The organism is Micromonospora sp. NPDC048907, from assembly GCF_055586885.1.
This window is the reverse complement of record NZ_JBVJHI010000001.1, coordinates 663986-685101: the sequence shown is the minus strand read 5'-3', so window position 1 is coordinate 685101 and position 21116 is coordinate 663986. Positions and strand designations below refer to the sequence as shown.

Sequence of the window (21116 nt, the reverse complement as noted above, 5' to 3'; positions counted from 1 at the left end):
AGTCGGAACGTTCCGCCCTGACAGGCCGTCGAGGTGTCGGCACCGACGGTGCCGATCGGCCGCTAGCAATTGTTGCGGCCGCAAGCACACTGAGAGGCGTGACGTACCCACCCCCGCAGGACCCGTGGCACGGGCAGGCGCCGCCGCCCCCGCCGCCACCCCAGCCGCCGACCGCCCAGTTCGGCGCGGTCCCGTATCCGACGGGGCAGTATCCGGCCACGGCGCCGCAGCAGTCCTGGTGGCGCCGGCTCTCTCGCGGAGCGCAGGTCGCCATCGTGACGGCGGGCGTCCTGATGTTCTGTTGCTGTGGCGGCATCGCGATCGGCGCGGTGACCGATCCGCCGGCGAACACCGACAAGAAGGACGCCGCCCCGGCCACCTCTGCGACGAACGGCGGCGAGGCCGCCGCTCCCGCTCCGGCCGTGGCCGATGTCGCCAGCCCGTCGGCGGTGGCGAGCCCCAGCGAGGTGGTGCCGAGCGAGTCGCCGTCCCCACAGGTGGTGACCAGGACCGTCACGGCCACCGAGAAGATCGCCTACTCGACCAGGACGGTCAAGGACTCCTCCCTGCCGGAGGGCACGAAGAAGATCCGCACCCGGGGGGTCACCGGCGTCCGCACCCTCACGTACCAGGTGACCGTCACCGACGGCGTGCAGACCGGGAAGAAGCTGGTGCGGTCGGTGGTCACGAAGGCGCCCGTCACGCAGGTGGTCGCCGTCGGGACCAAGCAGACGCGGCAGTGCGACCCGAACTACAGCGGCGCCTGCGTGCCGATCGCCAGTGACGTCGACTGCGCGGGCGGCAGTGGCAACGGTCCCGCGTACGTCCGCGGTCCGGTGCGGGTGGTGGGCAGCGACATCTACGACCTGGACCGCGACGGCGACGGGATCGCCTGCGACGACTGACGGCGGAACCGCCGGGCGCTCTGGTGCGCCCGGTGGGCCGTACCTCGAACCGGTGCTCCTGCGACGCGGTCCAGCGGGCTGTTCGCGGGTCCGCTAGGACGGCGGTGACGGCGCCTCCGCGGGGTTCCGGCGCTCGCGCACCGCGTCCCACACCGCCACCCCGGCGAGGACGGCCGTGGCGGCAGCGGCGGCGAGCACCGGCGAGCGGTGCAGCAGCGCCGGTGTCAGGGCGGCGAGCGCGACCAGTCCGATCACCCGGGACGGGGACAGCCGGGAGAACACCTCGTACTCCATGCGGGACCGCCCGGCGAGGAAGAGTCCCGGCCCGCCGAGGATGACCGCGAGCCAGAGCTGATCCTGGTGCCCGCGCGGCTCCCGGATGATCAGCGCGTAGCCGACGCCGGCGGCCAGGATGCCGGTGACGATGACGAGCTGGGTGTAGTACCCGGACTTGCCGAGCTTGTCGGGGCGAGCGGCGACCTCGATGGCGGCGGAGAACACCGCCCCGGCACGGTGGAAGTAGATCCGCCACATCAGCACCGCGGTGGCGAAGGCCAACACGGCCGGCGCCACCCGGTCGGGCGTGAACGCGTCGGCGAACGTCGCGCCCGTGAGCAGGATGGTCTCGCCGATCGTGATGACGATGAGCTGCTGGTAGCGCTCCGCGAGGTGCTCGCCCGCCAGCCGCCAGTCCTCCGCCCCGGTCCGGCCGAGCTTCGGGACGGGCCAGCCGAACACGAGACCCGCGTAGTCCAGGGCGACCGCCAGCGTCCAGAGCGCTCCGCGCGCGGGACTCTGTGGAAACAGCGCCGCTCCGGCGATCCACGGCACGGCGGAGAGCGTGGCCCAGCACAGGTGACGCGCGGGGCTGTGCCGCTCGACGTCCCGGCGCGCGATCAGGAGGATGAGGGGCTTTCCGACCTGGATGGCGACGTACGTGACCGCGAAGAGCAGCCCTCGCGCGCCGAACGCGTGCGGCAGGGTGACCGCGATGATCATGCTGCCGAACATCGTCCAGACGATCAGCAGCTGGGTCACCGGTTGCCGGGGTTCCACCCGGCTGGTCACCCACGCCGCGTGGACCCAGACCATCCACAGGGCCAGCAGCAGGAGCACCGTCTGACCGACCTCGGGCAGGACGACCTGACGGTCGGTGGTGAAGTCCTCGATCAGGCGCTGCGAGAACCGGGTCAGCACGAAGACGAAGACCAGGTCGAGGAGCAGCTCCCCCTCCCGGCCCTGCAGCAGTCCGCGCCAGCCACCGATCGACATCTACCGCCAACGCCCCTGTCCGCTTCGCACCGGTTTCCCGCAGTCGTACCACGGTGGTCGGGCCGCTGGCAGTCAGACGGGGCAGTGCGTCGGCGGCCGGGAGTCCCACCTCGCCCCTAGGGTGGGCGGATGATCCTCGCCGATTTCGCCGGATCCTGGGCCGGCACCAACGGGTTCCGGTTGATGCCCGCCGACCCGCTCGTCGAGTCGCCGGCCACGCTGACCGTGACGACCGCCGCCAGCGGTCATCTCACCTCGGTCGCCTATTCCTGGACCCACCCGGACGACGGGCCGCAGGACGGCCTGGTCGTCATCGGGGCCGGCGACCGGGAGGGCTCGCTGGTCGCCGTCTGGGGCGACTCGTGGCACCAGCAGCCGACGCCCATGTCGTTGACCGGGGGCCCGGGGTCGGACGCGACGTTCGAACTGTCGGCGGAGTACGGCGGCGGTTGGGCGTGGCGGATCGTCTTCGACGCCGCCGACGCGGCAAACCTGCGGATGCGGATGGACAACGTCATCCCGGCCGACCGGGCCACGGCCGAGAAGTCCGCCGGGCCCTATCCCGCCATGGTCACCGACGTGCGCCGGGTCTGACGAGTCAACCCGTCGTCCTACCGGTCGTGTCGGATCGCGACGGGGTGGCGCGGTTCGTAGAGACCGAGTTCGCTCCCGCCGGGCAGCCGCAGGGCGGTGCGCAGCCCCCACCGCTCCTCGGTGACCGGGATCGTGAACTCGACGCCCTTCCCGGCGAGGTCGGCCATGGTCGCCGCGAGGTCGTCGCACATGAGGAACAGCTCGTGGGCCGGCGCGCCCCCGGTCGGGTGCACGGCGAGCTCGGCCGGTGGGAGCGTGAAGATGAGCCAGCCATGGCCGGCGTCGACGTGGCCGTAGTCGAGCGTGTCCCGGAAGAAGGCGCGGTCCGCCTCCGGGTCGCGGCTGTAGATGATCACATGAGCACCATTGATCATTGATCGACCATAGTGCCGAGGTCGGCGGGGCGCCGCCGATCCCGCCAGAACGCGGGAAAGGCCGTCTCCGACGAGCGGAAACGGCCTTCGAACTGGGTGGAGCTGAGGGGATTTGAACCCCTGACCCCCTCGATGCGAACGAGGTGCGCTACCGGTCTGCGCCACAGCCCCTCCGCTGGCGTACCAGCGTCGGTCCCACCCGGCTTGCACCGGGCGGGCCGGCGACAAGGCTAACAGGTCGGGCGCCGCCGAGGCGAACCGCCCCACCGCGGCAGGAGATCTTGGAGGGAAACGGCCCCCATAGGGGCCGAAACCCTCCAAGATCGAATCCGGCGTCCTTCATCCGACGGGTTGATGAAGGCCGGTGCGGAAGCCGGCCGCGGACAGGGGAGCTTGTGATGGCCAAGATCGTGATCGCCGTGGGGCACGGCCGGCGCCTCTTCGAGGGCACGCATCAGCGGGGAAGACCTTTTCAGGCGCCCCGCCCGCTCTGGTACGGCCGCCCCCGCAGGCCACCCGCCCGGCGGTAGGAGACCGAGCCGCCGCTCGCGGCGGGCGGCAGGTCCGCGGGCCGGTCCAGCCCCATGGCGGTGCGCCGGACGGCCTCCCGCTGGGCGGCCAGCCGGCGCTGCGCCTCCCGTCGGGCGGCAGCGCGCCGCGCCTGCTCGCGGCGTACCTCGGCCTGGCGGGCGGCCAGCCACGCCGCCTCGCGGGCCTCCGCGCGCCGCCGCCGGCGCTCGGCGAGGGCCCGCTGCCGCAGGTGTACGACGTATGCCACCAGCAGGGCGCCGGTGACCGAGACGCTGATCCAGAAGCCGGGGCTCACCAGCACCACGCCGACCAGTTCGACGAAGTTGAGCAGCAGCAGCGCGGCGAGCACCCGGCGCCGTCGGTAGACGGCCGGGGTGTGCCGGCGCCTCGGGGGGTGCCGTCGGCGGGACTTGGCGGGGGCGGGCGGCACCGAGCGGAGCCGGCCCGACCGGCGGCGTGCGGGTGGCGCCGACACCGGACGGGAGAGACCGCCCGTGTCGGTGTCTTCACTGAGAGTGACGACGAGGGAGCGGGGCGGGTGCACCGGCCGCCGTCCGGGCACGGTGCGACGTCGACGGCGGCGCTGGAGCACCCGGGCCGTCGACTGCGCCCGCTCCGCCACCAGCCGCTCGGTGGCGTCGTACCGGCGGACCAGCGCCGGCGCGAGGGCGAGCAGACCGGCGGCGGCGAGGACGGCGAGGAGCACCGAGGTCGGCACCCTCACCCCTCCCGTCACCAAGTTCGGGGCGAGCGCCACACGACCGCAACTTCTTCCGTCGCCCGTCGTTGATGGCGCAGATCGTGCGGGCAGGCAGCGCTTGCCACAGCTTGCAGTTACTTGAGGTTACGGGCCGTCGACCCACTTCACCGTGCGCCGCGCCGGGCGTGGCGGGTGGGAGCCTTCAACCGCGGTTGTCACGCACGCGGTGCCAACGGGCCAGCAGCCCGCCCTCGGCGACCACTTCCTCACTTGTCATCGCGTATCCGATGTGGTCACGCCACGCGCCGTCGATATGCATGTAGCGCACGTGGTAGGCCTCCTCGCGGAAGCCGAGCTTCTCCACCACCCGGCGGGACGGCTGGTTCTCCGGCCGGATGTTCACCTCGATGCGGTGCAGCCCGCCGGGGCCGAACGCGTGGTCCACGGCGAGGGCCACCGCGGTGGGCATGACGCCGCGACCGGCCACCCGGGAGTCCACCCAGTAGCCCACGTAGCCGGAGCAGAACGCGCGCCGCACGATGCTGCCCACGTTGAGGTGGCCGACGAGTCGTTCCTCGCCGTTCTCGCGCAGGCAGACCGCGAACGGCATGCCGTCGCCGGTCCGCGCGGACCGGCGCTGGTCGGCGTGGACGTAGCGGAACGCGGCCGGCGAGTTCATCTCGTCCCAGCTGCCGGGCAGGTGCGACTCCCAGGGGGACAGCCAGGCCTTGTTGGCCCGCCGGATCTCCGACCAGCCGGTCGCGTCGGAACGCCGGTACGGCCGCAGCACCACCGGACCGTCCACCAGCACCGCCGGCCATCCCGGCTGCCGCCGGAACCAACTCACCGAGTCAGCCATCCGTTCGCTCCCGCGCGGCTCGCGAACCCACTCGCGCTCACCGGCGCCGGTCCAGCAGGAGGACGTCCACAGTCGACCCGGCCGCCGCGGTGGTGACCCGCTCGCCGAGGACGAGCAGGCCGTTCGCCTCGGCCAGGCCGGAGAGGGTGAACGGCCCACCGGCGAGCGGCTGCACGGTGTAGCCGCCGCCGCGCCGCTCGGCCACGTGCGCCGGGCGGAACTCGCGCAGGCCCACCGGGGACGAGACCGTCTCCAGCAGGTGCGCCCGGACGCTGGGCCGGAACACGGGCTCGGCGCCGGCCAGCAACTGGATGGCCGGGCGGGCCAGCACCTCGAAGCCGATAAGCGCCGCGCCGGGCTCACCGGGAAGACACACCACCGGCACCTCCTCGGCGCCGACCGTACCGAATCCGAGGGCCGTTCCGGGATAGAGGGCGACCTCGGTGAAGGTGACCGGCCCGGCCCGGCCGCCCTCCCGGCGGGACAGGATCCGGCGGACCATGTCGCCGGGGCCGGTGCCGGTGCCGCCGGTGGTGATGATCAGGTCGGCCCGCAGGGTCTGGTCCTCCAGCAGGCCGCGCAGCGCCTCCGGGTCGTCGTCGCAGATCCCGACCCGGTACGCCAGCGCGCCCGCCTCGGCCGCGGCGGCGGTCAGCGCGTGCGAGTTCGTGTCCACCACCTGGCCGGGCTGGCTGCCCCGGCCCACGTCGACCAGCTCGTCGCCGGTGGCCACGATGACCACCCGCGGGCTGGGCCGGACCACGACGTGACCGATGCCGGTGGCGGCGCAGACCGCGACCAGGGCGGGCGAGACGTACGTGCCGGCGCGGGCGAGCAGGGTGCCGGCGGGCAGTTCCTCACCGGCGCGCCGGACGCCGTAGCCCCGCTTGGGGGCGCGGAAGATCTCCACGGCGGCCATGCCCTGGTCGGTCCACTCCACGGGGACCACCACGTCGGCGCCGACGGGCAGCGGCGCGCCGGCCGCCACGGAGAAGCAGGAGCCGGGGGTGAGCCGGACCGGGCGCCAGCTCGCCGCGCCCAGGTCACCGACCACGTTCAGCCGGATGCTGCGGCCGCCGGGGATACCGGAGGGGGCCGGGACGTAGCCCGGCCCCCGGCTCCCTCCGGAGATGTCCTCCCAGCGCGCGGCGTACCCGTCCACCGCCGCCTGGTCGAAGGCGGGGAACGAGTGCGGCGCGACCACGTCCTCGGCGAGGACGTTGCCGTACGCCTGGGTGAGGTCGAGGTCGAGCGGAGGCAGCGCGCGTAACCTGCGCAGCACGCTGCCCAGGTAGTCGGCGAGCGGCGTCAACTCGTTCGCGGCCGCCTCGGCGTCGGCCGTCGCGGTCATGTACCGGCACCGCCGGACGTGTCGCGCATCCCGTTGAGAATCGCCGCGGTGACCGTCTCGTCGCCGGCGTTGACGAACTCGGTGAGCCACTTGCGGAACTCGGCGCCCAGGTCCTCCCGCTCGACGGCGATCTGCACCACGGTCTGGAGGTAGCCGAGCGGCTGGCCGGTGTCGTAGCGGGTGCCCCGGTAGACGATGGCGTGCACGGGCACGCCCTCGTTGCGCAGGATCTCCATGGCGTCGGTCAGCTGGATCTCGCCGCCACTGCCCGGCTCGGTGCGCCGGATCGCGTCGAAGATCCGGCCGGGGAGCACGTAGCGGCCGAGGACGGCGAGGTTGCTCGGCGCGTCCTCCGGCTTCGGCTTCTCGACCATGCCGGTGACCCGGACGACCTCGGCGAGGTCGCCGAACTCGGGCCCGGCCGGCTCGACGGAGGCGATCCCGTAGCGGGAGGTCTCGGCCGGGTCGACCTCGAAGAAGGCGAGCACGATGCCGCCGGTGCGGGCCTGTAGGTCCAGCATGGCCGGCAGGAGCGGCTCGTCCATCTTGACGAACTCGTCGCCGAGCAGCACCGCGAAGGGCGCGTCGCCGACGTGCGACTCGGCGTAGCCCACGGCGTGGCCGAGGCCGAGCTGCTCGGGCTGGCGGCAGGTGTAGATCTCGGCCAGGTCCTCGGTGCGCTTGACGGCGGCCAGCAGCTCGGGCTTCTTCTCCAGCCGCTCCTCCAGGTCGGGCCGGCGGTCGAAGTGGTCCACCATGGCCGTCTTGCCGCGCCCGGTGATCAGCAGCACGTCGTTGAGCCCGGCCTGCGCGGCCTCCTCGACGATGTACTGGAGCACCGGCCGGTCGACGACCGGCAGCAGCTCCTTGGGCACCGCCTTGGTGGCCGGCAGGAACCGGGTGGCCAGGCCGGCGGCCGGGATGACGGCCTTGACGGCGCGGGAGCGACCGGTCGCGGCGGTCGCTGAGGGGTTCGCTGAGTGCTCCGACATGCCGCGAGACTATCGGCCACGGCTCTGCCGCGGCGGGTGAGGACCGGAAGACGCGCCGCCCTGTGCCGCCGTCGCGGCGTCCCCGGCCCCGGCCCGGGGCAGTCCGTCGGGCGGGCTGACCGCGGCGACCACCACGGGGATCTCCTGGGTGGGGACGGGATCGGGGGGCCGGGCCAGCCGGTAGCCGTCGCGGCCGGCGGCCTTGGCCGCGTAGAGAGCGTCGTCGGCGGCGTCGAGAACCTGCTGCCCACCGGCCGCGTGGTCCGGGTAGACGGCGATGCCGATGGAGACGGTCACCGGCACCCGGACGGGCTCCCCCGTGTGCACCTCCACCGGCACCGGCTGGTCCCGGATCACCGCGCCGAGCCGCTCGGCGACGATCGTGGCGCCCCGGGCGTCGGTCTCCGGCAGCAGCACCACGAACTCCTCGCCGCCCTGCCGGAACGCGAGGTCGACCTCGCGGATCTCGCCGCGTACCCGGCGGGCGAACTCGACAAGCACCGCGTCCCCGGCGGCGTGGCCCCAGGTGTCGTTGACGTGCTTGAACCGGTCCAGGTCGAGGGCCAGCACGCCGAGCATCCGGCCGAACCGGTTGGCCCGCTCCACCTCGCGCCGGATCGACTCGCGCAGGTAGCGGTAGTTCCACAGCCCGGTGAGCGGGTCGGTGAGGGAGAGCCGCTGCGCCTCCTCGTGCACCCGGACGTTCTCCACCGCCACCGCCGCGTGCCCGGCGAAGGTCCGCAGGGTGACCAGGTCGTCGTCGTCGAACTCGTCCGCGCCGAGCCGGTCGTAGAGGGCGAGCACACCGAGCGCGCACGGGCCGTCGGGGTCGTCGGGCGGCGGGTGACCCGGACGGTCCGGGCCACCGCGCGGTTCCGTGCCGCGGGGGGCGGCGAAGGGCACCGCCACGTACGTCTCGCAGGACGGCTCCCCGGTCGGCGCGTCCGTCGCCTCCCACCGGCCGCGCAGCGGCTCCCCGGTGGCGGCCACCCTGCCGAGCACCCCGGCGCCGACCGGCACCCTCAGCGTCGCCGGATCGGCCGGGTCCTCGGTCGGCCAGCGGCCGTCCAGCCCCTCGACGCACTGGCCGACCAGCGCGCCGTCGCCGTCGACCAGCAGCACGGCGCCGGCCCGGGCGCCGGTGGCGGCGATCGCGCTGTGCAGGATCACCCGCAGGATGCGTTGCAGGTCGTGGGTGCTGGCCAGGGTGTCCCCGAGCACGGTCAGGTGGCCGCGGAGCTGGTCGCGGCTGCTGGTCAGGGCGGCCACGTAGCTGCCGGTCTCCCGGGTCATCCGGTTGAACGCGCCGGCCAGCCGCCCGATCTCGTCGCGGCTGCGGACCGGCACCCGGGTGGTGAGGTCGCCGTGCGCCACCCGGTCCACGGCGCCCGCCAGCTCGACCAGGGGCCGGGTGGTCACCCGGGCCAGCCGCCAGGCGGCCACCACGGCCAGCAGGGCGGCCAGCACCACCGCGCCGACCAGGGCGGCGTAGAGCCCGGGCGGGCGCTCCCCCGGCACCGAGAGCACCAGCGGCAGCGGCTGGCCGGGGGCGGGGCCGACCCGGCGCACGTACCGGCCGTCGGCGGTGCCGGTCACCCGGTCCCCGTCCGCCTGGCGGGCGGCGGCCAGCACGGCCGCGCGTACCTCCCGGTCCTCGGTCGTGTGGGTGATCCGGCCCGGGTCGTCGAGGAGGGTGACCCCGGCGCCGGTCACCGCGGCGAGCCGCGCCACGAACGCCGGGTCGACGGGCTGCGCGGCGGCGACCGTGCCCAGGTCGGCGCCCGCCGGGTCCCGGAGCCGGACCTGGGCGGCGAGGGCGCGCACCGGACCGGTCGTCGCGTCGGCGGCGCAGTCCTGCCAGGGCCCGGCCGGGCCGCCGGCGGTGGCGTAGCTCGTGCGGCCGGCCGGGTCGGCGATCAGCACGGCGGCGGCCAGGCCCCGGCCCACCACCTGGTCGGCCGCGCGGGACCGGGCGACCGGGTCGGCGACCAGCGCGACCGCGTCGGCCGCCGCGCGGAGCTGCTGGCAGAGGGCGTCGACGGAGGTACGCACCCCGGCCGCGGCGACACCCAGCCGCTCGGTGGCCCGGCCGCGGTCGACGGCGCTCAGGGTGGACCCGACGAAGAAGGCGCCGAGCAGGACGGGGCCGAGCACCACCGTGAGGAAGGCCGCCGTCAACCGCCCGCGTAGCGTCAAGCTGCCCCCCGGAAGTCCTGCGCCCCTTCCTGCGATGCTGACACAGAGCGACCGGGAGGCAAGCGTTGCGTCAGGAGTGTTGCGTGCCGGAATTTTCTGATGGAGCGGATGTGACCAAGCGAGACCTGCGGGTCGCGCTGCTCGCGCACCGCCGGATGCTGCCGCCGCCGCGCCGGGCCGAGGCGGCCGCGTCCGTCCGGGCCGAGCTTGTCGATCTGGTACGCCGGCTGCGACCGACGCGGATGACCGCGTACGTGCCGGTCGGCTCCGAGCCGGGCGGGAGCGACCTGCCCGCCGCGCTGCGGGCGGCGCTGGCGCCGGAGGCCGAGCTGCTGCTGCCGGTGCTCCTCGACGACCTCGACCTGGACTGGGCCGCCTACACCGGCCCGGAGTCGCTGCGGGCCGCCGGTCGGGGCCTGCGCGAGCCGACCGGACCGTCCCTGGGGAGCGCGGCGGTCGCCGGAGCCGATCTCGTGGTGGTGCCGGCGCTGGCGGTGGATCGCCGGGGCTTCCGGCTGGGCCGGGGCGGTGGCTCGTACGACCGGGCGCTGGCCCGGGTGCCCGCCACGGTCCCCACGGTGGCGCTGCTGCACGACGGGGAGCTGGTCGAGGCGGTCCCGGCGCAGCCGCACGACCGGCCGGTGCGCTTCGTGATCACACCGGCGGAGGGTCTGGTGGAGGTGCCCGGTGTGGCCCAAGGCGCTTCCGCTGGACGAACCCGGGTTCCATGACGCACCATTGGCACTCGAATCCGTCGAGTGCCAACCGGCCGAGCCAAGATCCGGAGGAGAACGTGCCCACGTACCAGTACGCCTGCACCGCGTGCGGCCACCAGCTCGAGGCGGTGCAGTCCTTCTCCGACGCGCCGCTGACCGAGTGCCCGGCATGTGAGGGGCGGCTGCGCAAGGTCTTCAACTCCGTCGGCATCGTGTTCAAGGGCTCGGGCTTCTACCGCACGGACTCCCGTTCGTCCGGTTCCGACAGCACCACGAGCACCACGAGCAAGCCGGCCACGTCCGAGTCGTCGACCGGCGGCTCGTCCGACAGCTCGTCGTCGGGCTCGGGCAGCGGCTCGTCCGCCGCGTCGTCCAGCTCGTCCTCCGGTTCGTCGACCAGCAAGGCGCCGGCGGCCAGCAGCTCCTCCTGACGCTTCTTCCGGAAAGTGGTCATCCCGCGCGGGTGGCCACTTTTCGCGTTTCCCGGGGTCCGTCTGGCCGTCACCGGGCGATCCCCCGGGGCGCCTGTCCACAGGCCGGCGGGTTTTCCACAGGTGAGCCGCCGGGGGCGGCGGGAGCCGCCGTCCCCCGCCTAGCCTGCCTGCGTACCGGTCGGATCGGGTGGGCGGGAGGGTGCTGGTGGCGGGTGCGGAGGCATCGCTGCGGCCGGTGCGCTGGCGCGGGCTGCCCCGGGGGCGCACCCTGCTCCGGGTGACGCTGGTCGCGGTGCTGCTCGGGCTGGCCGCGGCCGTCCTGCAGACCCCCAGCGGCTGTCCGCCGGGCACGGTCCCGGCCCGGGCTCCCGCCCCGACCGGCGACGTCCCGGCCGGCGGTGGCCTCTCGCCCGGTGGGGGCGTCCCGGCCGGTGGTGACCGTCGCGCCGCCGCCCTGCCGCTGCCGTCCGGGGCGGTCGGGGTGCCGGTCCGGCTCGCCGAGCCGGCCGCGCTCGCGGTGCTGCGCCCCGGCGCCCGGGTGGACCTGCTGGTCGTGCCGGCCGGCGGCACGGCGGGCGCGGCCACCCTGCTCGCGCCGCGGGCGCTGGTTCTCGACGTGGTCGGTGCGGCCGGGGCGGTCGACGGCTCCTCCGCGCTCTACCTGGCACTCCGGCCGGAGCAGGCCCAGCGCGCGGTCGGCCTGCCCGAGGGCAGCCGCTTCGCCGTGGTGGTGCGCGGATGACCGGTGGGGTCAGTCCCAGTGCGGCGGGCGCTCGGCGAGCAGCCAGTCGTCGTTGCCGGCGGAGCGCTCGCCCCAGCCGCGGTCGGTGTCGTCGGTGGTCTGCTCGGGCAGCACCACGAAGTCTTCGCTGAGGTCGACCACGCGGTCGTCGTCGCCGCGCGGGACACGGATGCCGGGATCGGTCACGAGCGGCAAGGATACCGGGGCGAGGGCGACGGATCGACAGGTCGGGCGGAACGCCGGGACGCCGTGGCCCGTCGCGTCGGGCGGCCGACCGGCCGGCGCGTTGGTAGCGTCGGTCGGCGTGACGACGCCGAGCGGTGGCAGCCCCGAGGACGAGACCTGGCGACGCCCGGACGAGCCGGCCGGCGCGGCCCCGACGCCCGGCTCGGCCCCCACGCCCGGCTCGGCCCCCACGCCCGGCTCGGCCCCCACGGCCGGCGAGGACGAGCCCGGCTCGGCCCGCGCGGTCGTGACGCCCGGCGAGGACGAGCCCGGCTCGGCGGCCGGCGAGAATCGGGCTCCCGGTCCGCTGGCCGGGAGCGACCGGTCCGACAGCTCGACCGGCGACGCTCCGACGACCCCTGCCAGCCCCTGGTCGCGCGCCGGCCACACCGACAGCCCGTGGGCGAGGCCCGGCCAGGGCGCCGCCCCGGCCGGCGGCTGGCCCGGATCGGCCGGACCGGGCGGCGGCCAACCACCCGGACCGGCCGCCCCGGGTGGTTGGCCGCAGCAGCCCGTCCCGGCCGGTGGTTGGGGGCCGGGGGGCGCGCCGGCCGGATATGCGGGCCCGCCGCCGACCGTCCCGCCGCCGCCCGGCTGGCGGCCGCCGGTGCACGTGCAGCCGACGCCACCGCGCCGGCTGCCGCCGCAGGACATGGCCGCCATGGACCAGGCCGAGGGGCAGGCCCAGCGGCTCACCTACGGCGTCGGCGCCGTCGTCGGTGTCGTGCTGGTGCTGCTCACCTGCCTGCTCTGCTCGCGCCTGCTCTTCTGAGCCGGCCGGGACGCCCCGGCTCAGGGCGGCCCGGCCGGTCCGGGTCAGACGATGCCGCTCCACACCATCTTCGCGCCGCTGTCACCGGTCAGGTAGACGTAGACCAGCGCGAACACGGCGAGCACGAGCACGACGGCGGTGAGCACCAGGGACAGCCAGCGGGGCAGGTTGCGGGTGCGGGCGAGACCGCTGGTCACCAGCAGCAGCAGGAGCGCCGCCACGGCCAACCCGACGGTGAACCAGAACAGGTTCTCGCCGTACTCGGAGTGCTCGTGGATCTTCTGCAGGCCCTCGGGCGGGTAGCCCCGCTGCCGCAGCACCTCTTCCAGCGCCTCGCCGGACTCGGTCGCCACCCAGGTGACGATCGGGGTGAGCACGGCGAGGATCGCCACCGCCCAGTCCAGCCGGGGCCGCCAGCGGGGCAGCACCCCGTACGCGACGGAGAGCAACGCCAGCAGCGGCACCAGCACCACCGCGGCGTGTACGACCAGGACGTGGCCCGGTAGGCCGTTGACTTCCCTGAACACCGACACCTCCGGCGAGTGGACGGGATCGCGCGGTCAGCGTACGGCGTGATGATCCGCCGTCCCGCTTCCGTACACCGACACACGCACGGGGCATTGGCGTGGTTCACCTGTGGCCCGAACCACCCGGGGTGACGCTCGCTTGTCGGCCCCGGGGCGCCGTGCTGTCATGGACGCATGTCCACGGGTGAGGAGCTGCTCCGGTCGAGGGGCCTACGGGTCACCCGGCCGCGTCTCGCCGTGCTGGACGTGCTCGCCGCCGGCGGTCACCTGGAGGTCGACGAGATCACCCGCCGGGTCCGTGAGCGCCTCGACTCGGTCTCCACCCAGGCCGTCTACGACGTGCTCGGCGCGCTCTCCCGGGCGGGGCTGTCCCGCCGGATCGAGCCGGCCGGCAGCCCCGCCCGCTACGAGGCCCGCGTCGGCGACAACCACCACCACGTGGTGTGCCGGGGCTGCGGCGAGATCGCCGACGTAGACTGCGCCACCGGCAGCGCCCCCTGCCTGGACCCGAACGTCGCGCACGGCTTCGAGGTCGACGAGGCGGAAGTGACCTTCTGGGGCCTCTGCCCGGCCTGCCAGGCCCGCCGCTCCGCCGACGACTGACCGTCGCGCGCGCCGGCCCCGACGAACTGCCGGCACGAACGGGGCCGCCGGCGTGGCACTCTTGGTCGGTGGACACCGATGACCTCGGCCTGTTCGGTCCGGGATCGGTCACGTGGAAGGTGCACGAGGAGCCGATCCTGATCGTCGCCGGCCTGCGTTCGCTCTATCTCCAGGCGTTGCACCCGCGCGCCATGGCGGGCGTGGCCCAGAACAGCAACTACCGCACGGACGCCTGGGGCCGCCTGGTCCGCACGGCCACCTACGTGGCCACGACGATCTACGGCACGACCGCCGAGGCGGAGGCGGCCGGCCGGCGGCTGCGCACGCTGCACGCCCGGATGCGGGCCACCGACCCGTTCACCGGCGAGCGTTTCCGGATCGACGAACCTGACCTGCTGCGCTGGGTGCACGTCACCGAGGTCGAGTCGTTCGTGAGCACCGCACGGCGCGCCGGGCTCGCGCTGACCGACGACGAGGTGGACGGCTACTACACCGAGCAGCGCCGGGCGGCGGCGCTTGTCGGGTTGGACCCGGCCGGCGTGCCGGGCACCGCCGCCGAGGTGGCCGACTACTACCGCCGGATCCGGCCCGAGCTGCGGATGACCAGGGAGGCGGCGGAGACGGCGCTCTTCCTGACCGCCCCGCCGATCCCGTGGAAGCTCAGCCTGCCGCTGAAGCTCGGCCTGCACCTCGGCCCGCCGCGCTGGGCGTACCTGGGGATCGCCGGCACGGCGCTGGCGCTGCTGCCGGCCTGGGCCCAGCGGCTGTACGGCGGTCTGGGCCTGCCGACCACCGCGCTCTCGGCGGACCTGAGCGTGCGCGCGCTGCGGCTCGCCCTGGCGGCGGTGCCGCGGCGTTACCGGGAGGGCCCGTTGCTGCAGGCCGCCAAGGAGCGCGCCGCCCGCGCCGCGGCGGCCTGAGAAGCCGCTGTCAGCCCTGGTCGGCGGCCGGCTCGGCGGGGCGTTCCACGGCCGCCCACGGATCCTTGCCCGGTGCCCGTGAGCCGGCCGGGCAGGTGCGCCGGTAGTCGCACCAGCCGCAGCGGGGCCCCGGCTCGGTGGGGAACGCCTCGTCGGGGTCGGCGCCGTCGGCGACGGCCCGCTCGGCGGCCATGATGTCCCGCGCGGTGTCCTCGGCGCGGGTGAGCTGCCGCTGCAACGACTCGGGGCTGTGCTCGTGTGCGGCGACCGTGCCGGTGGGCAGGTGGTGCAGCTCGACCCGGCGGCACGGGCGGCGGAACACCCGCTCGGCGGCGTACGCGTAGAGCGCGAGGGCCTGTGAGCCGCGCGCGTCGTCGCCGTCGAGCCCGGTGCGGCCGGTCTTGTAGTCGACGATGACCAGCTCGGGCCGGCCGTCCGGGCCGGGGCGGGAGTCGATCCGGTCGGTGCGGCCGTTGAAGGCGAGAACGGCGGTCTTCACGGCGACCACGCGCTCCACCCCGACCGGCTCGTCGGCCGGGTCGAGCCCCGCCACGTAGGACTCCAGCCAGGACAGCGCCCGGCGGAACGCGTCCCGCTCCTGCTCGTCGTCGCGGTAGCCCTCGCGGACCCAGGTGCCCTTGAGCAGGGTGCCCAGCACCTCGGGGCGGCGGCGGTCGGGCGCCAGCGCGTACCAGTTCTTCAGGGCCGTGTGGACGCTGGCGCCGAGCGAGTTGTGCGCCCACGGCGGGCCCTTGGGCGGCGCTGGGCGGTCCACGTACGAGTAGCGGTAGCGCCGGGGGCAGTCGGTGTAGGCGCCCAGCTTGCTGGGGGTGCAGACGAAGAGCCGTTCCGGCATGCCCTCGAAGCCGAGCTGCTCGGCCTGCTCGGCGCGGGGCCGGGGTGGCCGGCCGCCGGTGGGTCGCCCGGTCGGGGAGGGTCGTCGCACGCCTCAGATCCTGCCATCCGGGTGCGACAGCGCCGCGCCGGCTCAGCTCATGGTGAGGTACTGGGTGACGAACGCGGCGATGGCATCGGCGATGAGCTGCACGGCGATGGCGGCCAGCAGCAGGCCGGCGATCCGGGTCAGCACCTCGATGCCGCCCGGCCGGAGGACCTTGACGATGCCGCCGGAGAAGCGCAGCACCACCCAGACGGCGACCATGACCGCGACGATCGCGGCGGCGATGGCCACGTAGTCGGTGAAGCCACCGGCCCGCTGCACGAAGAGCATGGTGGCGACGATGGCGCCGGGGCCGGCCAGCAGCGGGGTGCCCAGCGGCACCAGCGCGATGTTGCTGGTGGCCTGCTGGTTCGGGTCGTCGGACTTGCCGGTGAGCAGTTCCAGCGCGACGAGGATCAGCAGCAGCCCGCCGGCGGCCTGCAGCGCGGGCAGGTCGACGTGCAGGTAGGCCAGGAGGGTCTGGCCGGCGACGGCGAACACCACGATCACCCCGAGCGCCAGCGCGACGGCCTGCCAGGCGGCCCGGTTCCGGTCGCGGGCGGCCAGCGGGCCGGTCAGCGCCAGGAAGATCGGCATCATGCCGGGCGGGTCGACGATCACCAGCAGGGTCACGAAGACCTCGCCGAAGAGCTTGAGATCCACTCGGACACGGTAGCCGCGTGGCCGGATCGCTTCAGCTCGAAGCGACCGGGGTCACCCCCCGGGCCAGCTCGACGATCCGCTCGTACGCCCCGGCGGCGGTGGTGAACGCGCCGAGCCGGACGGTCTTGTGGGTGCCGTGGAAATCCGACGACCCGGTGACGAGCAGGCCCAGGTCGGCGGCGAGCGCGCGGACGTGCTCCCGCTCGGCGGAGCTGTGGTCCTCGTGGTCGGCCTCCAGGCCGGCCAGCCCGGCCGCCGCCAGGTCCACGATCAGCTCGTCCGGCACGATCCGGCCGCGCCGGCTGGCGCGGGGGTGGGCGAAGACCGGCACCCCGCCGGCCGCCCGGACCAGCGCCACCGCCCGGAACACGTCGATGTCCTCCTTGGGCAGCCGGTACCGCTCCCCCAGCCACCGCGGCCCGAACGCCTCGGTGGTGGTGGCCACCAGCCCGGCCCGGATCAGCGCCTGCGCGATGTGCGGCCGACCGACCGTCCCGCCGGCGGCCCCGGCCAGGATCTCCGACCAGCTCACCGGGATCCCGTCGGCCTGGAGCAGCCGCACGATGCGCTCGCCCCGCTCCTCCCGGGCGCGCCGGACCCGGGCCAGCTCGGCGGCCAGCTCCGGTTCGGCCGGGTCGAAGAGGTACGCGAGCAGGTGCAGCGGGATCGCCGGCTCGACACCGAACCAGCGGCAGGACAGCTCGGCACCCTGGACCAGGGTGAGCCCGGGCGGCAGGGCCGCGACGGCCGGCTCCCAGCCGGCGGTGGTGTCGTGGTCGGTGAGCGCCACCACGTCGAGGCCGGCCGCGGCGGCGGCCCGGACCAGCTCGGCGGGGCCGAGGGTGCCGTCGCTGGCGGTGGAGTGGGTGTGCAGGTCGATCCGGGCAGCGGCGCTCACCCCGCCGACGCTACGCCCACCCCGCCGCGGTCAGGAGCGGGTGTCCGCCACCACCACGAGGCGCTCGCCCGGGGGCACCGCGTCGGGCGCCGAGGCGGTGGGACGCTCGCCGGCCAGCACCCGGTCGGGCCGGACCCGGACCAGGCCGCCGGTGGCGTCGACGTGCAGCGCCGCTCCGCTGCGGGTCCAGGCCACCGCCCCGGTGACCACCGGGCCGGCCGGGTGGGTCGCGGCGGTGGCGCCGCCGAGGCTGGCCAGGTCGATCAGCAGGGCGTTCCGGCGCGCGGCGTTGAGCAGCAGCCAACGCCCGTCGGCGGAGACCCCGCCGAGGCCGTCGGTGGCCACCGCGGTGCCGCACGCGGTGCGGACGGGGACGAGTTCGCGGGCCGGGTCGAGCAGCGCCAGGCAGGGCTGCCGGGGCGTGCCGGCGGAGACCAGACCGACCACCAGGCCGTCGGGCTGCGCGCCGTAGACGGTGAGCACGTCCGGGTTCGCCGGGCCCGGCAGCCCACCCACGGGCCGCCGCCAGACGCTGACCCCACCCCGGCCCGGCTGCCGGACCAGCACTGCGTCACCGGCGAAGCCGATCGGGACCGCTCCCGCGGGGGCCGGCGTCCGGCTGCTGGCCAGGAGCTGGCCGCCGACCACGCCGGCGGCGGCCAGGTAGGCGCCGTCGCGCCAGGCCACCTGCCGCCCGTCGCCGGCCACGACGACGGCGTCCGCACCGGCGAGCAGCACCCGCGGGTCGCTGCCGTTGGGCGGCACCCACCAGAGGGTACGGCCGGCCGCCGTGGCCGCCGAGGTGACGAGCCAGCCGCCGTTGTCCGGGATCCGCTGGGCCCGCTCGACGCCGCTCAACCCGATCAGTTCCCGGCGCTCGCCCCCGCTGGTCTCCAGCCACGAGCCGACGATCAGGTCCAGCTCGGCGCGCATCGGCCCCTTCCCGGGGGCCGGGCTGGTGGCGGTGGGCAGCGGCACGGGCGAGAACCCGCCCGGGTCACCGAGCACCACGGTGGGCGTGCCGCTGTGCCCGGTCGGCCCGCCGAGCTGGGCCATGCCGGTGGTGACCAGCACGGTCGCCACCCCGGCCAGGGCGAGCCCGGTCAGCGTGCGGCGCCGTGCGGCGCCCCGGGCCCGGCGGAGCACGGCGCCGGCCGGGTCGGCGGCGAGGGGCCGGGGCGTGGCGACGCGGCCGGCCAGCGTCTGCCGCAGCGCCCGTTCCAGCTCGTCCTCGGTCACGGGGAATGGACGCTCCGGGCGGCCCGTCCGGTTGTCGCAGGAGTCCGGCGTGCGGCTCATCGGGACTCCACCGGGACGGACGCGGCGGGTCGCACGGTCGGCCGGACCGCCGGGGCGGGCGGCGGCGGGGCGGGCTGCCGGACCACCCGCGGCGGGGTACGCGGCGCGGGCGTCGCCGGGGTCTCCTGCGGCGCGGCGGGCAGGCCGAGGGCGGCCTCGGAGCCGAGCCGGCGGCGCAGGGTGCCCAACGCCCGGGAGGTCTGGCTCTTCACGGTGCCCGGAGAGATCTCCAGCAGGGCGGCGGTCTGCGCCTCGGACATGTCCTCGTAGAAGCGGAGCACCAGCACGGCCCGCTGCCGGGCGGGGAGCGCCTGGAGGTGCCGCCACAGCGCGTCCCGGTCGAGCTGCTGCTCGATCTCGTCGACCCCGGCCCGCTCCGGCAGCACCTCGGTCGGGCGCTCCCCGTGCCAGCGCCGGCGCCACCAGCTCGTCGAGGTGTTGACCAGCACCCGGCGGGCGTACGGCTCGAGGGCGTCGATCCCCCCGAGCCGCTTCCACGCCAGGTAGGTCTTGGTCAACGCGGTCTGGAGCAGGTCCTCGGCCGTCGCCCAGTCGCCGGCGAGCAGGTAGGCGGTGCGCAGCAGGGCACCGGAGCGGGCCGCGACGAAGTCGCGGAACTCCTCCTCCAGCGGATCCCTGCTCGCCACGCCCACCTCCACACCCCGTCCTGCCTGGCAGGCTTTCACGGCAGGGCGGAATGGGTCGACGGCAAAAGGTGCGCAGTTCCTCCGATGTTCGGACAGAAACCTTCAGGCGCCGTCGTCGGCCTTCGCCTCGTCCTGCTCCTTGCCGATCCGCGCCTCGACGGCCTGCGGCTCGTACATCTCCTCCACGACGCGCAGGTAGAGCTCGTTCGGGTTGGGCAGGTTCTTGATCTCCCGGAGCGCCTGTTCCTGGCCGGCCGACTCCAGCACGAAGGTGCCGTAGTTGAGCGCGCGCCCGGTCGGGGTCTGCTCGTACTTCATGTCGGTGACCCGGACCAGCGGCATCATCGCCACCCGGCGGGTGATGATGCCGTTGACCACCATGACCCGCTTGTTGGTGAGGATGAAGCGGTCGTACCACCAGTCGGCGACCCGCCAGGCGACCCAGCCCATCACGCCGAACCAGAGCAGCACCGCGACGGTGGTCAGCGCACCGACGTCGCGCCCGGCGAGGAAACCGGAGAGGTAGCCGAGCACGAAGGTCGCCGCGATGCCCACGATGATCGGCGTGGAGAGGTGGACCCAGTGCCGCTTCCACTCGCCCCGGAAACGCTCGGTCGGGAAGAGGTAGCGGGCCGCCAGCGCGCTCGGCTCGTCCTCCATGGGCAGCACTCGGCGCGGGGCCATGCCGGCGGCGTCGGCGCGCAGCCCGGCCAGCTCCTCCTCGGAGATCTGCGGGTCCTGGTAGCCGGCCTCGGGGTCGCGGATCCAGGCGCGCCCGGACCGCCCCTCCCCGGCGTAACCCGGGCCGTCACCGAAGGCGGCGTCGTCCGAAAGGGACGGGCCGCCGCCGTAGCCGGAACCGGAGCCGAAGCCCGGGCCGTCGTCGGGGTCGATCCGCGGGATCGGCTCGGTGTCGCGCTCCCGGCGCTCCCGATCGGGGTCGTCCGGGTCGAAGGGTGGACCGGAGGGGCTTCCCATGGGCGGCTAGGCGACGAGGTTGGTGAAGAAGTCGCCGAAGCCCTGCGCGATGTCCATGATGCCGCCGCCCAGGGACTTGAACACGTCGGCGGCGGAGTTCGGCCGGTAGGCGATGAAGAAGATCAAGAATGCGACGCCGGCCCAGGTGAGGACCTTCTTGACCATAGCGGGCCATCCTCTCGCGCGGAGCCGGGTCCGTTTACCGCAGCGGCACCCAGAGTATCAGTATGGTGTCGTAGAGTGAATATCTGCATCTGTTCTCCGACTCGCCGGTGCCGGCCGGTCAGGCCCGTCCGTGCAGGTACGGAGATGGTGCGCCGTACACGAGTTCGGGCGGTGTCCACTCGGTGAGGTCGTGCAGCACGACTTCTTCCGCGAGGAGGTGACCCGCACTCGCCGGCCAGGCTATCGCATGGAGCCACATTCCCCGAGCCTCGCCGGCGTACGCGCTTCGATCGGTCGGTGAATTCACGAGCCACAGTGGAGTGGGGTGACCGCCCACCCGGATCTTGGCGTGCGGCACCCGCTCGGGGTGACCAGGGCCGGGATCGGTCAACGCCTCCGCCATCTCGGGCCCCGGGTCGGGACCGGGCAGGCCGGCGAGGCGGGAGCCCAGGCCGACGCCCGGCTCCTCGGCGACGAAGAGAAGGTCCGCCGGTCCACCGTCGAGCGGGGCCGGGCCGGCGCAGGCCACCGCCGTGGCGCGGATCCCGGACCGCTCGTCCCCCGCCCAGGCCACCCCGGTCAGCGTCCACCCGGTGGGCAGCGGCCACGGGCACCACAGCGGCATCCCCGGCCGCTCGGCCGGGCCGGTGCCGGCGGCCACCCGCTCGACCACGCTGGCCATGATCTCGGCACCGATGTGTTCCGGGACGTGCAGCGGCGGCACGGGACCGCAGCGCAGGCACCGGTATTCACCGTGCATCAGGTCCGGCTCCCGGACCGGGCCCGCGCACCTGGGGCAGCTCACCGCGACAC

Annotated in this window: 25 protein-coding genes, 1 tRNA gene and 1 pseudogene; 8 read left to right on the top strand and 19 right to left on the bottom strand. The window is 74.9% G+C overall.

Features of this window, described 5'->3' with window-relative positions:
• The first annotated feature begins 98 nt into the window (after positions 1 to 98).
• The gene (locus tag ACZ6PY_RS03505) at positions 99 to 905 is read left to right on the top strand and encodes a G5 domain-containing protein (RefSeq protein ID WP_466068831.1); all 807 of its coding nucleotides are present in this window, start codon (positions 99 to 101) and stop codon (positions 903 to 905) included.
• Between the two features lie 93 nt (positions 906 to 998).
• On the opposite strand, the gene ACZ6PY_RS03500 is transcribed toward ACZ6PY_RS03505, so the two are convergent.
• Positions 999 to 2177: a low temperature requirement protein A gene (locus ACZ6PY_RS03500; protein ID WP_466068830.1), complete on the bottom strand. Its 1179-nt coding sequence runs from the start codon at positions 2175 to 2177 to the stop codon at positions 999 to 1001.
• Positions 2178 to 2306: 129 nt separating this feature from the next.
• On the opposite strand from ACZ6PY_RS03500, the gene ACZ6PY_RS03495 reads away from it, so the two are divergent.
• On the top strand, positions 2307 to 2771 hold the full coding sequence (locus ACZ6PY_RS03495; protein ID WP_466068828.1) for a hypothetical protein: 465 nt from the start codon (positions 2307 to 2309) through the stop codon (positions 2769 to 2771).
• 17 nt (positions 2772 to 2788) lie between these two features.
• Here ACZ6PY_RS03495 and ACZ6PY_RS03490 read toward each other — a convergent pair whose 3' ends face one another.
• The 7 genes from ACZ6PY_RS03490 to ACZ6PY_RS03460 form a co-directional block, all read right to left on the bottom strand.
• Positions 2789 to 3145, bottom strand: a complete 357-nt coding sequence (locus ACZ6PY_RS03490) for a VOC family protein (RefSeq protein WP_466068826.1) — start codon at positions 3143 to 3145, stop codon at positions 2789 to 2791.
• A 97-nt stretch (positions 3146 to 3242) separates the two neighbouring features.
• Positions 3243 to 3316, bottom strand: a tRNA-Ala gene (locus ACZ6PY_RS03485).
• Between the two features lie 301 nt (positions 3317 to 3617).
• On the bottom strand, positions 3618 to 4400 hold the full coding sequence (gene sepX / locus ACZ6PY_RS03480) for a divisome protein SepX/GlpR (protein WP_466068824.1): 783 nt from the start codon (positions 4398 to 4400) through the stop codon (positions 3618 to 3620).
• Positions 4401 to 4578: 178 nt separating this feature from the next.
• The gene (locus ACZ6PY_RS03475; protein WP_466068822.1) at positions 4579 to 5235 is read right to left on the bottom strand and encodes a GNAT family N-acetyltransferase; all 657 of its coding nucleotides are present in this window, start codon (positions 5233 to 5235) and stop codon (positions 4579 to 4581) included.
• A gap of 37 nt (positions 5236 to 5272) precedes the next feature.
• Complete coding sequence (locus tag ACZ6PY_RS03470) at positions 5273 to 6586, bottom strand: molybdopterin molybdotransferase MoeA (RefSeq protein ID WP_262286934.1); 1314 nt, start codon at positions 6584 to 6586, stop codon at positions 5273 to 5275.
• Positions 6583 to 7578 (bottom strand): UTP--glucose-1-phosphate uridylyltransferase, encoded by a 996-nt coding sequence (locus ACZ6PY_RS03465; RefSeq protein WP_466068821.1) that lies wholly within the window; start codon positions 7576 to 7578, stop codon positions 6583 to 6585. The genes ACZ6PY_RS03470 and ACZ6PY_RS03465 overlap by 4 nt, the downstream gene beginning before the upstream one ends.
• A gap of 9 nt (positions 7579 to 7587) precedes the next feature.
• A complete protein-coding gene (locus ACZ6PY_RS03460) occupies positions 7588 to 9774 on the bottom strand; it encodes a GGDEF domain-containing protein (protein ID WP_466068819.1) in 2187 nt (728 codons plus the stop codon).
• A gap of 83 nt (positions 9775 to 9857) precedes the next feature.
• Here ACZ6PY_RS03460 and ACZ6PY_RS03455 point away from each other — a divergent pair, with 83 nt between their 5' ends.
• On the top strand, positions 9858 to 10505 hold the full coding sequence (locus ACZ6PY_RS03455) for a 5-formyltetrahydrofolate cyclo-ligase (protein ID WP_466068817.1): 648 nt from the start codon (positions 9858 to 9860) through the stop codon (positions 10503 to 10505).
• Positions 10502 to 10660 (top strand): annotated as a pseudogene (locus ACZ6PY_RS03450) (FmdB family zinc ribbon protein); the annotation flags it as partial. The gene ACZ6PY_RS03455 and the pseudogene ACZ6PY_RS03450, both read left to right, overlap by 4 nt.
• Positions 10661 to 10722: 62 nt before the next feature.
• Here the strand turns inward: ACZ6PY_RS03450 and ACZ6PY_RS03445 are convergent.
• Entirely contained in the window at positions 10723 to 10944 is a 222-nt protein-coding gene (locus tag ACZ6PY_RS03445; protein ID WP_466069425.1) for a hypothetical protein, read from the bottom strand.
• Positions 10945 to 11129: 185 nt separating this feature from the next.
• Between ACZ6PY_RS03445 and ACZ6PY_RS03440 the strand changes: the two genes are divergently transcribed.
• Positions 11130 to 11666 (top strand): flagellar biosynthesis protein FlgA, encoded by a 537-nt coding sequence (locus tag ACZ6PY_RS03440; RefSeq protein WP_466068816.1) that lies wholly within the window; start codon positions 11130 to 11132, stop codon positions 11664 to 11666.
• Between the two features lie 9 nt (positions 11667 to 11675).
• On the opposite strand, the gene ACZ6PY_RS03435 is transcribed toward ACZ6PY_RS03440, so the two are convergent.
• The gene (locus ACZ6PY_RS03435) at positions 11676 to 11852 is read right to left on the bottom strand and encodes a hypothetical protein (RefSeq protein WP_466068814.1); all 177 of its coding nucleotides are present in this window, start codon (positions 11850 to 11852) and stop codon (positions 11676 to 11678) included.
• Positions 11853 to 11970: 118 nt separating this feature from the next.
• On the opposite strand from ACZ6PY_RS03435, the gene ACZ6PY_RS03430 reads away from it, so the two are divergent.
• On the top strand, positions 11971 to 12663 hold the full coding sequence (locus tag ACZ6PY_RS03430; RefSeq protein WP_466068812.1) for a hypothetical protein: 693 nt from the start codon (positions 11971 to 11973) through the stop codon (positions 12661 to 12663).
• Between the two features lie 44 nt (positions 12664 to 12707).
• On the opposite strand, the gene ACZ6PY_RS03425 is transcribed toward ACZ6PY_RS03430, so the two are convergent.
• Positions 12708 to 13190, bottom strand: coding sequence for a DUF2231 domain-containing protein (locus ACZ6PY_RS03425; RefSeq protein ID WP_466068810.1), 483 nt, complete (start codon positions 13188 to 13190; stop codon positions 12708 to 12710).
• Positions 13191 to 13364: 174 nt separating this feature from the next.
• Between ACZ6PY_RS03425 and ACZ6PY_RS03420 the strand changes: the two genes are divergently transcribed.
• Positions 13365 to 13793: a Fur family transcriptional regulator gene (locus ACZ6PY_RS03420; protein WP_466068808.1), complete on the top strand. Its 429-nt coding sequence runs from the start codon at positions 13365 to 13367 to the stop codon at positions 13791 to 13793.
• A 68-nt stretch (positions 13794 to 13861) separates the two neighbouring features.
• Positions 13862 to 14713, top strand: coding sequence for an oxygenase MpaB family protein (locus ACZ6PY_RS03415; protein ID WP_466068806.1), 852 nt, complete (start codon positions 13862 to 13864; stop codon positions 14711 to 14713).
• Between the two features lie 10 nt (positions 14714 to 14723).
• On the opposite strand, the gene ACZ6PY_RS03410 is transcribed toward ACZ6PY_RS03415, so the two are convergent.
• The 8 genes from ACZ6PY_RS03410 to ACZ6PY_RS03375 all read right to left on the bottom strand — a co-directional run bounded on the left by ACZ6PY_RS03410 (position 14724) and on the right by ACZ6PY_RS03375 (position 21108).
• Positions 14724 to 15569, bottom strand: coding sequence for a RecB family exonuclease (locus ACZ6PY_RS03410; protein WP_466069387.1), 846 nt, complete (start codon positions 15567 to 15569; stop codon positions 14724 to 14726).
• Between the two features lie 132 nt (positions 15570 to 15701).
• Positions 15702 to 16316: a MarC family protein gene (locus ACZ6PY_RS03405; RefSeq protein WP_466068804.1), complete on the bottom strand. Its 615-nt coding sequence runs from the start codon at positions 16314 to 16316 to the stop codon at positions 15702 to 15704.
• Positions 16317 to 16347: 31 nt separating this feature from the next.
• Positions 16348 to 17214: a PHP domain-containing protein gene (locus ACZ6PY_RS03400; RefSeq protein ID WP_466068802.1), complete on the bottom strand. Its 867-nt coding sequence runs from the start codon at positions 17212 to 17214 to the stop codon at positions 16348 to 16350.
• Positions 17215 to 17244: 30 nt separating this feature from the next.
• Positions 17245 to 18513, bottom strand: coding sequence for a hypothetical protein (locus ACZ6PY_RS03395; RefSeq protein ID WP_466068801.1), 1269 nt, complete (start codon positions 18511 to 18513; stop codon positions 17245 to 17247).
• Positions 18510 to 19160: a SigE family RNA polymerase sigma factor gene (locus ACZ6PY_RS03390; protein ID WP_466068799.1), complete on the bottom strand. Its 651-nt coding sequence runs from the start codon at positions 19158 to 19160 to the stop codon at positions 18510 to 18512. Before ACZ6PY_RS03390 ends, ACZ6PY_RS03395 begins: the two co-directional genes overlap by 4 nt.
• Before the next feature lie 102 nt (positions 19161 to 19262).
• Entirely contained in the window at positions 19263 to 20138 is an 876-nt protein-coding gene (locus tag ACZ6PY_RS03385; RefSeq protein WP_313723210.1) for a PH domain-containing protein, read from the bottom strand.
• Between the two features lie 6 nt (positions 20139 to 20144).
• A complete protein-coding gene (locus ACZ6PY_RS03380) occupies positions 20145 to 20303 on the bottom strand; it encodes a hypothetical protein (protein ID WP_466068797.1) in 159 nt (52 codons plus the stop codon).
• 118 nt (positions 20304 to 20421) lie between these two features.
• On the bottom strand, positions 20422 to 21108 hold the full coding sequence (locus ACZ6PY_RS03375) for a DUF6758 family protein (RefSeq protein WP_466069386.1): 687 nt from the start codon (positions 21106 to 21108) through the stop codon (positions 20422 to 20424).
• Positions 21109 to 21116: the final 8 nt, after the last annotated feature.

Bases quoted from the DNA above. Each gene is read 5' to 3' on its own strand.
- ACZ6PY_RS03500 (WP_466068830.1), bottom strand. From the start codon at position 2,177: ATGTCGATCGGTGGCTGGCGCGGACTGCTGCAGGGCCGGGAGGGGGAG.
- ACZ6PY_RS03495 (WP_466068828.1), top strand. From the start codon at position 2,307: ATGATCCTCGCCGATTTCGCCGGATCCTGGGCCGGCACCAACGGGTTC.
- ACZ6PY_RS03490 (WP_466068826.1), bottom strand. From the start codon at position 3,145: ATGATCAATGGTGCTCATGTGATCATCTACAGCCGCGACCCGGAGGCG.
- ACZ6PY_RS03475 (WP_466068822.1), bottom strand. From the start codon at position 5,235: ATGGCTGACTCGGTGAGTTGGTTCCGGCGGCAGCCGGGATGGCCGGCG.
- ACZ6PY_RS03470 (WP_262286934.1), bottom strand. From the start codon at position 6,586: ATGACCGCGACGGCCGACGCCGAGGCGGCCGCGAACGAGTTGACGCCG.
- ACZ6PY_RS03465 (WP_466068821.1), bottom strand. From the start codon at position 7,578: ATGTCGGAGCACTCAGCGAACCCCTCAGCGACCGCCGCGACCGGTCGC.
- ACZ6PY_RS03445 (WP_466069425.1), bottom strand. From the start codon at position 10,944: ATGACCACTTTCCGGAAGAAGCGTCAGGAGGAGCTGCTGGCCGCCGGC.
- ACZ6PY_RS03420 (WP_466068808.1), top strand. From the start codon at position 13,365: ATGTCCACGGGTGAGGAGCTGCTCCGGTCGAGGGGCCTACGGGTCACC.
- ACZ6PY_RS03410 (WP_466069387.1), bottom strand. From the start codon at position 15,569: ATGCCGGAACGGCTCTTCGTCTGCACCCCCAGCAAGCTGGGCGCCTAC.
- ACZ6PY_RS03395 (WP_466068801.1), bottom strand. From the start codon at position 18,513: ATGAGCCGCACGCCGGACTCCTGCGACAACCGGACGGGCCGCCCGGAG.
- ACZ6PY_RS03385 (WP_313723210.1), bottom strand. From the start codon at position 20,138: ATGGGAAGCCCCTCCGGTCCACCCTTCGACCCGGACGACCCCGATCGG.
- ACZ6PY_RS03380 (WP_466068797.1), bottom strand. From the start codon at position 20,303: ATGGTCAAGAAGGTCCTCACCTGGGCCGGCGTCGCATTCTTGATCTTC.